This is a genomic window from Butyrivibrio sp. AC2005 (assembly GCF_000424145.1).
GTDB lineage: Bacteria > Bacillota > Clostridia > Lachnospirales > Lachnospiraceae > Butyrivibrio.
This window is the reverse complement of sequence record NZ_AUJI01000009.1, coordinates 188,191-204,397: the sequence shown is the minus strand read 5'-3', so window position 1 is coordinate 204,397 and position 16,207 is coordinate 188,191. Positions and strand designations below refer to the sequence as shown.

The 16,207-nt window shown below is 40.5% G+C and carries 10 protein-coding genes; 3 read left to right on the top strand and 7 right to left on the bottom strand.

Going from position 1 to position 16,207, the window contains the following annotated elements; translation table 11 throughout:
- Window positions 1–10 precede the first annotated feature (10 nt).
- Both G602_RS0100800 and G602_RS0100795 read left to right on the top strand, forming a co-directional pair.
- Window positions 11–865, top strand: coding sequence for a LysR family transcriptional regulator (locus G602_RS0100800; RefSeq protein ID WP_026657186.1), 855 nt, complete (start codon window positions 11–13; stop codon window positions 863–865).
- A 336-nt stretch (window positions 866–1,201) separates the two neighbouring features.
- Window positions 1,202–2,800, top strand: a complete 1,599-nt coding sequence (locus tag G602_RS0100795) for a glycoside hydrolase family 9 protein (RefSeq protein WP_044930711.1) — start codon at window positions 1,202–1,204, stop codon at window positions 2,798–2,800.
- A gap of 141 nt (window positions 2,801–2,941) precedes the next feature.
- On the opposite strand, the gene G602_RS0100790 is transcribed toward G602_RS0100795, so the two are convergent.
- Together G602_RS0100790 and G602_RS0100785 are read right to left on the bottom strand one after the other, a co-directional pair.
- The gene (locus tag G602_RS0100790; RefSeq protein WP_026657183.1) at window positions 2,942–3,391 is read right to left on the bottom strand and encodes a cysteine hydrolase family protein; all 450 of its coding nucleotides are present in this window, start codon (window positions 3,389–3,391) and stop codon (window positions 2,942–2,944) included.
- A 259-nt stretch (window positions 3,392–3,650) separates the two neighbouring features.
- A complete protein-coding gene (locus G602_RS0100785; protein WP_044930710.1) occupies window positions 3,651–6,209 on the bottom strand; it encodes a glycoside hydrolase family 3 protein in 2,559 nt (852 codons plus the stop codon).
- A 267-nt stretch (window positions 6,210–6,476) separates the two neighbouring features.
- Here G602_RS0100785 and G602_RS0100780 point away from each other — a divergent pair, with 267 nt between their 5' ends.
- Complete coding sequence (locus G602_RS0100780; protein ID WP_026657181.1) at window positions 6,477–6,698, top strand: hypothetical protein; 222 nt, start codon at window positions 6,477–6,479, stop codon at window positions 6,696–6,698.
- Between the two features lie 123 nt (window positions 6,699–6,821).
- Here the strand turns inward: G602_RS0100780 and G602_RS30080 are convergent, their stop codons facing one another.
- From G602_RS30080 to G602_RS0100760, 5 genes are all read right to left on the bottom strand, one after another.
- Window positions 6,822–7,250, bottom strand: coding sequence for a hypothetical protein (locus G602_RS30080; protein WP_155829650.1), 429 nt, complete (start codon window positions 7,248–7,250; stop codon window positions 6,822–6,824).
- 220 nt (window positions 7,251–7,470) lie between these two features.
- On the bottom strand, window positions 7,471–7,875 hold the full coding sequence (locus G602_RS0100775) for a hypothetical protein (RefSeq protein ID WP_026657180.1): 405 nt from the start codon (window positions 7,873–7,875) through the stop codon (window positions 7,471–7,473).
- A gap of 96 nt (window positions 7,876–7,971) precedes the next feature.
- Window positions 7,972–9,504 carry a Y-family DNA polymerase gene (locus G602_RS0100770; RefSeq protein ID WP_026657179.1) on the bottom strand — a complete coding sequence of 511 codons (1,533 nt, stop codon included), beginning with the start codon at window positions 9,502–9,504 and terminating at the stop codon, window positions 7,972–7,974.
- 53 nt (window positions 9,505–9,557) lie between these two features.
- Entirely contained in the window at window positions 9,558–10,202 is a 645-nt protein-coding gene (locus G602_RS0100765; RefSeq protein WP_026657178.1) for an MBL fold metallo-hydrolase, read from the bottom strand.
- A 152-nt stretch (window positions 10,203–10,354) separates the two neighbouring features.
- The coding region (locus G602_RS0100760; RefSeq protein WP_196808555.1) for an InlB B-repeat-containing protein at window positions 10,355–16,207 on the bottom strand (5,853 nt) is incomplete at its 5' end.

Genomic DNA, 16,207 nt, shown 5'->3' with positions numbered 1-16,207 from the left:
AGGTTACGGTATGGATTTAAAGCAAATGGAATATTTTAAAACTGTCGTTGACAGCGGCAATATAAATCAGGCTGCAAAGCTGCTGCACATGAGCCAGCCTCCGCTCTCCATGTCCATGAAAAAGCTTGAGGATGAGCTTGGAGTTTCTCTTTTCATAAGAGGAAACAGGCATGTCACCTTAACGGACGCAGGTGCAATTTTCTACCAGAGAGTGTGCCGGATCCTTGAGCTTACAAGCAGCACAGTCACAGAAGTAGCCAAGGCCGGGATGCACCGGACATTTTCCATTGGCCTTACTCCCTCTACAATTCCTGTAGTTTCTGATATCCTTGCAGATTTTTCGGATACATATCCTGATATGCATTTTCAGATATATGATGGTTCCACCTTCGAACTCCAGCATCTTCTGGACAAAAATGTAATAGATGCCGCTTTTCTCAGGACCCCTTTTGCATCGGGGGATCTCGATATGGTACCTATAAAAAAGGAGCCTATGGTAGCAGCAATTCCACAGACTCTTATTGAGAAAAAGTCCAAAATCATCCCCGGAAAGCCCATTAACCTTAAGTCTTTATCCGGTTTTCCGCTTTCCATATACCGCCGTTATCAGAATCTCATTACAGAAACCTTTGGCAGTGAAGGACTTGAACCCAATATTCTTAGCATCTGTGATGATGCAAGAACTTCTCTTCTTTGGGTACAAAACGGAAAAGGTGTTGCTATTTTTCCAAAATCACTGGTAAGCAAATTTTCCAATGACATCGCTCTTTGCCCTATTTCAAGCAAAAGTCTTGAAACTACCATCCTGTTTGTATTTAAGAAAGGAACAGAGGTTGTACTAAAGGACTTTCTAAACGGGATATAAATTACAGTTTTTTCTAAGAAATGCTGAAATCTATAGTATTATAGTAATTTAAGAAAAAAATAAGACTCTTGTTCTCAAATGGCCGGGCTTCTGGGTTTACATCATGTTAAGGATCGATCAGTTCATTAAATGTATAGTATGTGTCCTTCGTTTAAAAAGTGGTAAATGGATAAAGAAGATAAATAATTAAATACAGATTTCCTTTTTCTGAGGAAAAACAGGAATATATACGTTATAATGTTTAATTGTAGATTCTTTATTCACTAATAAAAATATATAACTTATACAAAAATCATATATAAATCATGTGGTATCACCACGAAAACAGGAGGTTGTATGATATATCTTAATCAGGCCGGTTTTGCACCGGAAGCTACAAAACACGCGACTTTAACAGGAGATACAAGTTATACCCTTCATGCAAATGCCGGAAGCATTGTTAAAAGTGGTGAATGCACGCTTAAGCATGATGATAACAGCGGAGAAGATGCTGCCATTATCGATTTTTCAGAAATCAAAGCCACCGGCTCTTATTATTTTACTGACGGAAAAGGTAATAAGAGCGCAGAATTTGTTATAGACAATAATCACTATGACGAAGCATTGTTTGCATCCATTAAGATGTTTTATTTTCAGAGATGCGGCATGGCACTTGAAGAAAAATATGCCGGAGTATATGCAAGAAAGGCTTGTCACTGCGGCGGCGGATACATGCTTCATGACAAGAGCATAAGACGTAAAATGTTGGGAGGATGGCACGATGCCGGCGACTACGGTCGCTATGTGACAGCCGGAGCTGTTGCCCTTGGGCATATCCTATATGGCTACGAGATGTTCCCTGATGCTCTGCAGCTAGATCTCAACATTCCCGAGAGCGGTGGCAATCTGCCCGATATTCTTGCTGAATGTAAATATGAACTTGACTGGATACTTGATATGCAGGATGAGGACGGCGGAGTACATCACAAGTGTACATCACAGAATTTCTGTGGGTTTATCATGCCTGATGAGGATGACCTTGATATGGTTATCACTCCCGTATCAAGTCTTGCTACCGGTGATTTTGCAGCAATTATGGCACTTGCCAGTCGTATTTACAGAAAATATGATGAAGCCTATGCGGACACTCTTGCGGATGCAGCAAGAAAGGCATGGAACTGGCTTGTAAAAAATCCCTCATTCCTCTTTGAAAACCCTTCGGAAGTAACCACAGGAACCTACGAGGATATGTGTGATACAGATGAGAGACTCTGGGCTGCAACAGAAATTTATCGCCTTGATAAAAATGAAGATGCTAAAAGAATAATCCTCAGTGTATTGGAGCTTCGCATTAACCTGTATGCTCTCGGATGGGCTGATGTGGGAGGATTCGGAACTCTTGCTGTGATAAACGGCGGTGCTGAATTATTCGGAGAGGATCTCTATCGCAGAATGACTCTTAAGTGGCTGGACGAAGCTGACAGACTAAAGGGTATTGCAGAGAGTAATGCATTTAACTTCACACTAAGACCTGCGGAATTTACCTGGGGCAGCAACATGGTTGTACTTATGAATGCCATGATTTTATGCGTGGCTCACAAGCTCACACAGGATAAATCCTATCTTGATACCGCGCAATATCAGCTTGATTATATCTTTGGAAGAAACGCCATGGATTTAAGCTATGTCACAGGCATTGGAGAGAGAGCCTTTAAGCATCCTCATCTACGTCCTACTGAAGCAGACGGTATAGATGAACCCATTCCAGGATTCGTATCCGGTGGTCCCAATTTCAGACCCTGCGATGAAGCAGCAAACCCTGATAACATGTCAGATAAGCCTGCCATGAAGAGATATGCCGATGATATGCGTTCCTACTCCACCAATGAGATAACTATTTACTGGAATTCACCGCTTGTTTTTGCACTTGGTTATTTCAAGGAATATTCCAAATAATTGTAAATTAAAACACGGTTTTCCGCTAACATATAAAAGAAGATAGAGCTATTAAAAATGCAGATATCGATCAAATCCGGTATCTGCATTTTCATTTTGCAATTTTTTAAGAAGGCTGATTTTTCTCAGAAATTCGTTATCCTATAATATATTTACCCCTGCACCTTCGAGCTTTTTTAAGGTTTTTTCATATACCTTATCATTACGTGCCCCGACACAGGACTTTACTATTTCAGTTTTATAGCCGAGTTTGGCAGCATCCATTGCTGTCTTGGCCACACATGAACTGCCGTCAACTCCGACAAGTTCAAGCTCGGTTGCCTTTAAACATTCCAATTTATGAGTAAACGCTTTTGACGAAAAAGCACTGGGACTCTTCTTTTCATAGACAAGATCAGACACCATTAACAAATCATCAGACAACTCATAGCCGGTTTTGCTTCCGGCAAGTCCAATGTTCTTCACATAGACGATGGGAACATCTTCCTCTTCATGGGCAAGCTTTATCTTCCTGTTGATGTTCGTAAGAAGCTCCTCATCATATAAGCTCAAATACTTATCCTGCATGTCAATAACTACCAATACCCTCATAAGATCCCCCTTATCTTATCCGGTCAACAGTTATGTTCACTTAGATGATTATTTATTATTGTAATTCGGTATTACATCTTTTACAAGTTGACTATATTAATGAATTTTCCCATACAAGCATGAAAACAGCGCAGAACCCCCTTCAAAATCCTGCGCTGCCTTCTTTATATCATGCTATAACCCATATTCCCAATTTATTGATTTAATGCCTGCATTTAAGCAAAGTATCTACTACTATCGCATTTAGGCAAAATATCTATCAATATCTGCACTCAAGAACACACTCCAGGATTCTTCTTGCGCATGCCTGAAGCTCAGCTCTTGTAACGCCTGCATCGAGGATGTTCTGAATATCTGCATCAGAACCCGGCATTGTAAGGTCATTACCTGATCTTACGCAGTCAGCTGCATTGGAGGTACCATACTTAAACTCTCTCTGCTCCATCTCGATACCGCCTGTTGTACCCCAGTCAGTCATAACTACACCCTTGAATCCCCATTCATTACGACATACAGCTGTGAGAAGATCGTAGTTGTTAGCAGCATGTAAACCGTTTATAAGGTTGTAGCTTGTCATGATGGAGAGCGGCTGAGACTCTCTTACAGCAATCTCAAAGCCCTTAAGATAAATCTCTCTGAGAGCTCTCTCACTTACATGTGCATTAGTGTGCATTCTGTTGTCTTCCTGATTGTTGCATGCAAAGTGCTTAATAGTTGTACCGCAGCCCTTGTGCTTCTGAACACCCTTAGTATCAGCTGCAGCGCACATTCCTGCAACAAGAGGATCCTCTGAATAGTACTCGAAGTTTCTTCCGCAAAGAGGATTCTTCTGGATATTCATACCGGGAGCAAGCCAGAGATTAACCCCTAGTTCTTCCATCTCTGTACCTACAAGGTCACCTGCTTCTTCTATAACATCCATATTCCAGGTCTGAGCAAGCATTGTTGCGATCGGAATAGCTGTGCAATACTGATAGTACTTGGTTACTTCGCCCTTAATATCTGTCTTGGGCTGATTCTCTTTTCCGGGGAAATCAAATGCCATCGCACTCATCTCAGGAATTATCTTATTGTCCTCATCTACTGCAAAGTAAGGTGTAAGACGAAGTCCTGCAGGTCCGTCTGCGAGAACAAGGTTGTGAACACCTCTGTCAGCAGCCATCTTGGAGCTGGTATCACCGGCAGCACCCGGAACTACTGCAGAAGCTGTTCCGATAACAGAATCTCCTCCAAAACCGCCTCTTGCCGTACCTACGCAGAGATCTGCCATTTCTTCCCTTGTGAGCTGACCGAGAAGATCGTCAAGAGTAGCCTTTCCTGCCTTAACATCTGCAAGAGTTACTTTCTCTGCGCTGTCATTTTTAAGTTCAACAGGAGCACTCTTATATTCAGCAACAACTGTTGTGATTGCATCCTCTGAAAGTGTCAGAACCTTTGCTGATGCCTTCTCCTCTTCTTCGCCATCATAGGTAAGAGGAGTAGCATTTTTCTTTGAAAGAAGATCAAGCTCAGTGTCAATCTTAAATCTGTTTGAAAGCTTGCAGGTAGTAATCTCTTTTCCAACCTCAATAGCAGCAACAACAGATGTGCAGCCTGCATTCTTACCGATTCTTACGAAGTACTTACCGGGCTCTAAGATATATGAAGCAGACTTTTCATCATAGGATGCGAAAGTTGAAACCTTAGCCATAAGAGTAAGTGTTTCCTCTTCACCCGGTGCAAGTTCCTTTGTCTTTGCAAAGGCCTTAAGCTCCTTAACTGGCTTTTCAAGCTTTCCGTCAGGTGCTGAAACATAGAGCTGCACAAGCTCTTTACCGCTAAACTTATCACCTGTATTTTTAACAGATACCTTTGCAGTAACAGTCTCACCATCAAGTGTAACGTCTGTAGTTTTTACATCAAAATCTGTGTAGGAAAGGCCATATCCAAAGGAATATGCAGGCTTTTTGCCAAATGTATCAAAGTAGCGATAGCCTACGAAAATACCCTCATTGTAATATTCATCATCTACGTTGCCGTTCTGTGAACTGAAAGTATCATATGCCGGATAATCTGAGTAATTCTCAGCCCAGGTCATTGCAAGATGTCCTGTGGGTATTGATTTTCCAAGAAGCACATCAGCAAAAACAGTACCGATAACATTTCCTGCCTGGCTCATAAGTAAAACAGCTCCAACACCCTTTATACTTCTAAGTGCCTTTGTATCAATAACACCACCTACATTAAGAGCTACAACAAATTTGTCATAACGTCCTGCAAGCTTCTCGATGTTCTTTTTCTCATTATCAGTGAGTTCATAGTCACCTGCCACAGGCTTACGGTCACGGCCCTCACCTGAATCTCTTGCAATTACATAAACAGCAGCATCAGCATCCTGCATGTCTGCATCAGTGATCTCCTGAATATCCGGATCATGATAAGGGTTGTTAAAGTATTCCATGAATGCAACCATGGGGTTACCTGTTGACTTTACCATTTCCTGGATATGCTCATCATATTTAGCTCTGGAATCTACGCATATCTTGTCGTAACCATCAAGCCATGAACCTGAAACAACCTCTATTCCGGCTTCCTTAATTCCCTCTTCAATGCCTACAACACTTCTGCTGTTAACATCTCCTGAACCTTTTCCACCTTTGATCATATGACGTGCGCCATTACCAAACAAAGCTATCTTCTTAACTCCATCCCCAAGCGGAAGTGTTCCGTTATTCTCAAGAAGCACCATGCCTTCAGCCGCAAATTTGCGCACTTTTTCCATATGTGCCTTTTCTCTCGCAGACATCTCTGCCTCTTTAGATGCTCTCCAAATTCCCATCTTTATGTATCTCCTTCTCTAAAAAATATACAAATGCCAAGAGCCAAGATTTAGCTCCGAATAGATATCATTTTACATCAATTATTTTTCTGAAATATATGATTTCACAGATTAATAGTCATAATCACTTCCAAATTTGGCTAGCCTTTTATACATTTTTCACAAACTTTCCTTTTCTTAAATTTAATCAATTACATTTGCACATCTTAGTGCTAAAATATGCTCAATAGATACGACAACCCTACCACGTAATAAAGGAGTTTCAAAATGCCAGATTTAGCAACGTTTCCTTCAAGGATAACTATTGACGGTTTCATTTACGACAAGCAGGGGTACAACGATATTGGTGGTGTTTTCTACAATTCCAAGGACAACCCGTCTGATATCACTAGTAAGTTCATCAGCCTTTATCCCGATGGTAAGTTAACCTATCTCTTCGATGGTCTTGAACTCATCTGGAACAAGGATTACCAGGTAATTTCATATTAAAAAAGATCAAGAATAAACACCGGTTATCACTTTTGATAATCGGTGTTTTTGTACAAATGGAAGATTTTGGGTTGCTTTATGCATGCTATATACTTTATTGATTCTGCGAAGAAAGTCTGCTTTTCAGCCTTTTGCTATGGCATTTTTTAAGGGATTCCCCAGAATACAACAAATCATGCTGTATTCAGGGTAGTTATTGTATGGGGCTACCCTGAATACAATAAATCCAGGTAAAATCAGGGTACTCATTGTATTGTGCTTACCCTGAATATGACAAACTATTCTGTATTCAGGGTAGTTGTTGTACAGGTCTACCCTGAATATAATAAATCCTGGTAAAATCAGGGTAATTATTTTATTGAGTTTACCCTGAAAACAACAAATCATGCTGGATTCAGGGTAGTTGTTGTATAGCTCTACCCTGCATGCAACAAATCCAGGTAAAATCAGGGTAATTATTTTATTAAGTTTACCCTGAAAACAACAAATCATGCTGGATTCGGGGCAGTTGTATGGCTCTGCCCTGCATGCAACAAATCTAGGTAAAATCACGGTAGATTTTGTTATAGACAATGTATCAATTTGAAAAGGGATTTTCAGATCTAGTATATTTCTATGATTATGACTTATTATGTGAATTCTTTTTTTGAGAAAAAGCAGGAATCTATAGATTTCGGATTTCTCCGAAAAAATACATCAAAACGACGCAAAACAAGAGACTGACGTAATGCATGCGAAATAACATTAACTTTAAAAAGTTATAGCAATCTCATTAAGTTTCTATTGCTGCGATGTCATCAATATGGATAATCGATTTGTCATTCAAAATAAGACAGCGTCTGTCAGTATCAATTTTTGCAATCAGGACAGAGCGTGTGACATATTCACCACCTGTTTTTAAAAGATCAGGAACAAAATAGGTTAATATAGTTCGAACCTCTGCATCATTATTCAGAGAATCCATTATTTCAAGAAGTTTTTTGTTTATTTCTTCTTTTTTCTCTTCTGTAAGCTCTGCTTTTTCAACAACGAATCTTCCTGCTTCAGATACTTCATCATCATAGCCTGTCAGTGCTGCGAAGGGCATGAACTGTGCTGCCCTGTTTTCCAAGGGCATTGGCGTGTGATTCTTTGAAATCGGCCTCGTTAAATTGATAATATCATCGTATTTTCCCATACTAAATGTACACTTTACTAATTCTGCGCAAAAGGACTTATTGTCAGCCCTTTTGCTATGGCAATTTTTAGGAAGCTTACCCCAAATGCAACAAATCTACGCCTTATGTCCGCCTATTTGCTTTCCTCGCTCTAGTCCGGTTGCACCTTCCTGCAGAGAAGTTCCTTTGACAATTGCATTTTTTCCAAAACGTTTTTGTATTTCCAGAGCAGCCTTTTGAAGTGCCAGTTCTTTATCATCTGTTTCCTTTTTCTTAAGCTCTTTAGCACTCTTCTCTTCATAGTTGTCAAAAAGAGAAAGCTGTTCATAGGATTCTTCTACCTGCTCTTTTGCTGCTGCCTCATCAATTACATGCATTGCCGCAATAGTTACTCGTCTAACCAGAAGAACAGGATTAACCTTTTCATCAAAAATCTTAAGCGCAGCATCAATTATATGAACCGAAAGAGCTGTAAATCCCTCAAGTCCCGCGCTGCCATGCGCATGCTCCGGAACTTGTCTTCCATAATAATCCTTCTTTATTTTACCTTTGTACTTTTTAGCTATTTGAGGATTTGTAAGGCTCTCCATGTCGTAGCCAACAGTCAGAACAATCTGATCTGTGACCTTCCCCGCCTCCATAAGCTGAAGAGCAAGTGCATCCGCCATCTCTCTTACAATGATTCGAGCCTTGTCATAGGTATATGGGCAGTGCAATACCTGTCCCTGACTTAAGCTGTTGTTCTCAGGCTTATAAGCCTTTATCATCTTCATGGTGCACGGCTCATATCCCCAGGCGTGATCTATCAGCAGCTCAGCATTTATTCCGAATGTCTTATATAGCAGCTCTTCATTATGAAAATCCTGCGGACCTCCAAGACTGCATCTGGCAATGTCACCCATCGTATAAAGTCCCATGGATGAAAGCTTTTTTACATAACCCCTTCCGACTCGCCAAAAATCAGTAAGGGGCGTGTGCTCCCAAAGCTTCTCCCGATAGCTCATCTCATCAAGCTCTGCTATACGCACACCATTTTCATCAGCTTCTACATGCTTTGCCACTATATCCATTGCCACCTTGGCAAGATACAGATTTGTCCCAATCCCTGCAGTAGCCGTGATTCCCGTAGCAAGCTTTACTTCCTGAATCATCGTCATAGCAAGCTCTCTGGGGCTCATTCCATGTATTCCAAGATAACCGGTAGCATCTATAAAAACCTCATCTATGGAATAAACATGAATATCCTCGGGCGCGATATATTTTAGATAAATCTTGTAAATGTTGGTACTTATCTCCATGTACCTGGCCATTCTCGGAACAGCTGCTATAAATCCCAGCTTAAGTGAGGGATTATTCTGAAGCTCCTCATCGTCATCAGATTCTCCTGTAAAAGCTCTCCCCGGAGCTCTGCGGAGTCGCTCCTCATTTATCTCCTTAACCTTCTGTTCGACCTCAAAAAGCCTGGCTCTCCCCGGAATCCCATATTTTTTCAGGGACGGAGAAACAGCCAGGCATATTGTCTTCGAAGTCCTGCTCCTGTCAGCAACAACAAGGTTAGTTGTCAGCGGATTCCTGGTTATATCCTGGCATTCCACTGACGCATAAAAAGACTTTAAATCTATTGCAATTATACTTGAATTACTGTTCATGATACTTGAATTACTGTTCATGATACTTGAATTGCCATTCATATCGCACATGATTATTCAAAATACTGTATCTTTTCTACTACTTTAACCGGACTCTTTACAAGGCCGGCAAATGTCTTTCCATCTGACTGCTTACCAACAATAGTTCCATAGTGAGTAGGAATCGCATAAACCGGTCTTATAGTATTTATAAGATCAGCCGCCTTTTTTACGTCCATAGTGTAGGTTCCACCAACAGGCACCAAAGCTATGTCGCACTTTACCTTCTTGGATTCCTTGGTTACTCCGGTATCACCGGCGATATATATTCGCTTTCCATCAGCTCTGATAATATATCCTACCCATTCTGCACGTCTCGGATGAAAAGGCTTTATATTGTTATACGCGGGAATTGTCTCAATCTCGAAACCCTCAAATTCCTTATATATTCCCGGTTTAACAGCAATTATATCCTTAACTTCACGCTCCAGCTCTCTGGCATCGTCCACCATTCTGTAAGGGACAACAAGTATTGTCGATTCCTTAATAACCTTACGGATATCCTCAAGTGAGAAATGATCGTAATGAGCATGTGTTATAAGTACATAATCTGCATCATGCTTATCTTCCTTCATGCGAAACGGATCCACATATATAGTACCTGCTCCACATTTTACCCTTATACTGCTATGCGTGAATACTTCAATATTATCTATCATCCGCTACTCCAAACTATAAATTGATAACAATATTATTATATACAAAAAAGCGTAATATCGCTACATGTAAGAACGGATTTTCCTCGCTTTCCGCAAAAAGAGGTCCCACCGTTTCCGGTAGGACCTCTATCATTTTGCATCTGATGATTTAATTACTCTTCATCCTTTTTACGTTTTCTTCCGGTAATAAGAAGTGTTACAACTGCTCCAGCTGCAATCAGAAGAACGATAATTCTGGATGTGTTTGTGCTATCCTCTGTACCGCCGCGTCTTGCGCCAAGTACTCCGGGTTCCTCACCCCTGGTTCTCTTTGCTCCAAGAACTGCTGCGTTATCGCCTGTTGCAGGCGGATTTCTTCTTGCTCCGAGGACATTATCATTGTTGCCGCCATTGTCGTTGCTGCTGTTGTCGTTTGTAGAATCGCCCTCGTCATCTCTCTTCTTGTCTGATTCAGTAGTTTTCTTCTTTTTCTTCTTATCATCATCCGGAGGATTGGAGTCTGAACTCTTTGTAACTGTAAGATCACCATATACATATGTAATTATATAGTTCTTAAAGTCTGTCAAATCATTTGCAGGTACTGCCGCAAATGTATTCTTACTTGTTCCAACCTCAGTCTGGCTTCCTGTGAAGTTATATGTTACTGCATCACCAATACCCCATTCTGTATTAGCATTTGCCACATGATATACAAGAGGTGTTGCGTCATATACCTTCTCAGCTGATCCTGACGTAAGCTCGATTGGCTTAGGTGTAATAGTAAGCGTACCAATAATGAATTCAGGATCATCAAACTTATCTGTTACATCCTGTCCATTTACGTCAACTACCTTAAAGCCTTCATTGACAATGTCAAGAGGATATTTGCCTACAGATCTTGCATTAACATCAACTCTAAGACCTGATACATAGTACTTTTCGTTGTTAATTGTAATTTCCTTAGTACCATCTTCTGCATGAGCATTGATTCCAATAAAGCTTCCAAGTGATTTCAGTGCACTTGTTATGATACCTTCATTAGCAACTTTCCCTTCAACTGAGTAATCAAAATCTGAACCTACCCATGTCTTACCACTATACATTTCTTCCCTATCAGGAGTACGTGCAATAACATGGAGCTTTCCTGCTTCAGGCACATCTCTGATTATAAGCTGTCCATCAATAACTTCAAAGGTTACATCGATGTTAGGATCATCATAGCTGAACTGACTTACTGCAAGGTTCATAGGATATGTACCAGGCTGTATTCCCTTTGCTACATCTTCGCCTGTAAATTCAACCTTTTTCTCATCAAAGAAATCCTTTGCATCCGGTATTCCGGCGCCAACGCTTACAGCAGATATAGCATTAAGTGTATATCCTGTTACCCTCTTTTCTGTTCCGTCGTAGAGCTCCTCACCTCTGTTACCAATTACCTCAACCTTTAACTCAAGAGGATTGATCTTAAGGTAGCCATCCGTTACATAGAATTTCACATCAGGGTACTTTTGATGCGTACACTCAAAGCTACATTTGAAAGTGTCTCCCTTAGAAGGTGTTCCATGAAGCCCCATCTCGTAAACTTCAATTTCATTTGTCTCAGCATTACGCTTAACATTTGTTCCCTTTGCTGTATCGCTTCCAGAAGTTACAAGTTTAATATATGGTTCAATTGATTCAATATCTGTAATCTCTTGATCCTTGTAAGTGATTTTATCAATTTTGTATCCTGTAACGCTCTGCTCATTTCCATTGTAATATACAGTGTCATTGTTACCTGTAATATATACTTTAAGCAAATCTTTCTCACGCCATACTGCAAACAGTGCCTGATAAGGCATAGCCTCGTCAGCAGCTACCTGCGTAGCCACTTTTGAAAAACCTGCATCCTCATAGAACTTTCCATTTTTATAGTACAGGAATCCTGGGTTATTTGGATCAACATTCTGGGTAAACTTGGAAGGGTCACTCATAAATGCCTGAGCTTCTGCTTCGGATTCACCCATACTGATTCTTGCCCAGCCAACAAATTCGTAATCTTCCTTGTCCTCTGCTTCAGAAGGTATTCCCTGAATACCAACTGCTTCGTTAATGTCAAGTTCATTCTTACCACCTTTTACTTTGTCTATATGGTAAGCTTCAGTTCCATCGTTCTCAAACCAAGGAATATATGTAGGTGTTTTTTTATCGGGTTTTACATATTTTGCACGAAGTCTTACAGTATATTTTTTATGTACACCAGATTCGTCTATATTTTCTACTTTTGCATTACTTGCAAGAACAGTGAAAAGTTTTCCTGGTTCAACTTCTTCATTAGTATCCACATACTTGCCACCGTCCCATTTCTGGAGTACCCATGTACTAAACTCATATCCACCAGGTGCTGTGACTGCAGGTACTGCATTTGCCTTAGCATTATCAACATAAGTTCCACTATCAATGGCTTTTCCTGTACCTGTTCCAACAGCAGGATCTGTCAGAACATATTCAATATTGATTCCGTCTGCACCATCAAGAATCTTTCTCCATTTACCATAAAGATTAAACTCTTGAGTAATCCATGTACGCTCCGGATGTTGGTTGTCTCCCTCCGTAACGGCGAGATCAGAATTCCATGTTGCCCCTTCGCCGAATTTGTTCATTACATCTGTATTGTGAGTATTCTTATCATATGCCTCTGTGACTGTACTTTCGTTAAGCTTATATCCCGTAGCATTGAATACCTTATTATGTGAACAAGCTTCATCGAGATACCAACCCACAAATACATATTCATCTCTTGTTCCTACAGGCGCACTTATAGTTCCGTTATAATCAACACGGAAATTCATTTCCTGTCCTGAGCTTCCCCAATACAGACTTTCATCATTGGCTCCATTATCCAATTTAGCATTTGGATGTAAGAATACACGATATTGAATTTGTATCCATTTTGCGTAAACTGTTACTCCGCCAAGTGGCATCTTTGAGTTAAAATTAAACTTTTCTCCGCTACATCCTTCATCAAGATACCAACCATCAAATACAAATCCTTTTTCGGGACATTCTGGTTTGTCCTTATCAAAACCAGTTTTTTCCTTATCTTTATCGAGATAACCTACAATATTAGCATCATAGGTAATGTCTTTTACGACATGGAGCATATTAGAACTCTTAGGTGTTCCTATTTTCCCAAGATTACCATCGTAATATTGGCCATCCATAAAGCGAATTGGATAACTAAGTGGCTTATAATAGAAGTTTATAGAACATTCTCTTGTTGTTTCGTTTGCTTTATGTCCATCCTGATGGTCAAATAAATATCCTTCAAATTCCGGCGGATGTGCCGCTCCCTCTGATGACTTTCTGGATCTGGCAATTATGGTCTTATCAGGTGTTGCTCCATACTCCCCATCAGAATTTGCGTAGTAGATATTATAGGTCCATACATAGGGTACTCCATCAAATCTGGCTGTCACGTAATTCGCATCAGAAGATGTGAGATCACCAATAATCATCTCATCAAGGATATTTATATCACCCTTTACAGTATTTTTTCCTTTCTTCTCGCTTCCATCCGTTGCTGGATCATATGTATATGCCTTTGCATTTTTCATAAGAATCCAACTGATGAAGTAAGCACCGCCACAATTATTTTCATCTGGAAGTTTAAGCCATTTGCTTGATATATTATCTCCATAATAAGCATCAAATGTATAATATATATAGCCACCAGATTCACTCTTTTCTACTCCATCTAAAAAGGCAATATCAGTAAGTCCAAGCGACCAATCACCGCTGTATGCACCATTACCTTCCTTACCAGCTCCATAATATTTCCCAGCATTTTGACGTACTAAAACCATTTTATAATTATAGTGCATACGGTCAAAATACACGTTAAGAACTGCATCTCCTTCAGGTGTAATAGTAACATCACTCTTCAGCTTTGTTTTATTTTCCGTAAAACCGATATATGGACGATTTGGATCATCTGGACCCATAACCTTGGCTTCCGCTGAAGTTATTCCTCCATATTGCCTCTTGTCAACAGTTCCATCATCCTTTTCGACTTCGGTTTTAATATAGTACATATCAGTACCAGCTTTAGCTTCAGTTATAGCAAGATTCTTTATATTAGCACCTACCGTGCCGTAGCCCACACATGAGTCAGCAAAATCATATCCATTTCTGGCAGCATTTTGCTTCCATATCATAATTGTGTAAGGAGCTTTATCATTAGGTAACCACTTTGCATAAACAGTGGTTCTTGCTGCAAGTGTTTTACCAAATACAAACTCTTCACCAGTCGGATCAGCTCCTGTCTCAGCCGGCTCACCAGTCCACCATCCGTCAAATGTATATCCTTTTCTGGTCATCTCATCTCTTGGACGTGGTTCTACTGTCGTCTCATTTGAAAGATAAAACCGAGGCGCACAATAGGTAGCTCCTTTACCATTTTCATCAAATACAAGCCAATGACCTGCCGGTGAATTAACAGAGAAAACTACATCACCTTGGATAGTAATGGAATCACCATTGTTAAATACATCATTTTCTGTATATGTATATGGTATATCGCCTTTCTTTACAATGTTTTCTGAGCCTTTATAAACATACCATCCCTGAAAATCATGCTCATCATCCAATGGGGTATATGCCATATTTACAGTATACTCAGTATTCTTTTTATCATCAGTAGCATCTGCACGATATAGTGCTGAGTGCTGACCAAGAGCTACATAATTATTGTCAGCATTATCAAGATATTTTACACTAAACTGTTTATACAGCATTGCATAATATGTAACTTCATCGCCATCATTAATTGGTGTGGCAAGCTTAGCTTTAACTTCATCGCGAACCTTATCTATTGTAAAACCAGCTTCCGGATCATTATAATTTGGATCAGTTGTCCACCCCTTGAAAATCACATCTTCTTCAAGTTCGCCAACCCCGGGATCATAAAGAACTGTTTCATAAATCTCAGGTGTCGTTGTATCAGATTGCTTAACCCACATAGAAGCTTCAAAATCGCCATTCTTAAATACTACATGAAGACGATTATTCTTTACTTCTTCACCCGCAACAATATAAATAGAGAATTCATTAGAATTAAACTCTACGCTCTCTATTTCACCTTCAGCATTCTTGCTGATATCAGTCTTGTCGATTGTCTCAACATCATCGTTATGGTCATGAAGGACAGTAACATCCTCAACATCCATTGCCTCTTCAAGCGCAAGCGTTACATGTACAAACTTCTCATCTGCAGGCTGAATTTCTTCACCTTCAAAGAAGAATGTAATGTCAACACCCTTAGCGGTTGTTATTGACTCGCCCAGTTCTCCCTGAGCAGTTGCAAGAGCCTGATCATCTGAAATAGCAGTTACGCGAACCTCTGTACCATCCGGGAAGATACCAGCCTCTGCTTTAACAGATACTACCATTCCGCCTTCATGAATATCCTCAACTGAAAGCTCAGGCATGTCATCCGGTATAGCAAAGTTAGCTGTAAAGGTTACATCCTCCTCAATATCAGAAGGAACAAAGGTATCCTCTGTTGAAACCTCATTACCATCTGCATCAGTCCAGTTTACGAACTCATACTTTTCGCTCCATGGAGTTGCGGTTGCACCTTCAAATTTAGCGTCTTCTGCATTGATATCTATGGTCTCGGAAGCTTTTGAAACTGTACCACCCTTAGAGGCAGTATATGTAACAGTTACTTCCTTAACTTCCTTTTCTGCCTGTTCAGGAGTTTCAGCAGAAATCTCTTCTGAAGTCTTCTCTGCTGAAGTCTCCTCTGCAGGTGTCTCTTCAGCAGGTGCAGCGTCCTCTGCTGGAGCTTCAGCGTTCTCCTCTGCAGGAGCCACTTCTTCCGCAGGAGTTTCAGCACTCTCCTCTGCTGGAGCCACCTCCTCCGCAGGAGTTTCAGTATTCTCCTCTTCGGGAGCTGCTTCCTCTGCAGGAGTTTCAGTATTCTCCTCTACGGGAGCCACTTCCTCTGCAGGAGTTTCGGTATTCTCCTCTACAGGAGCTGCTTC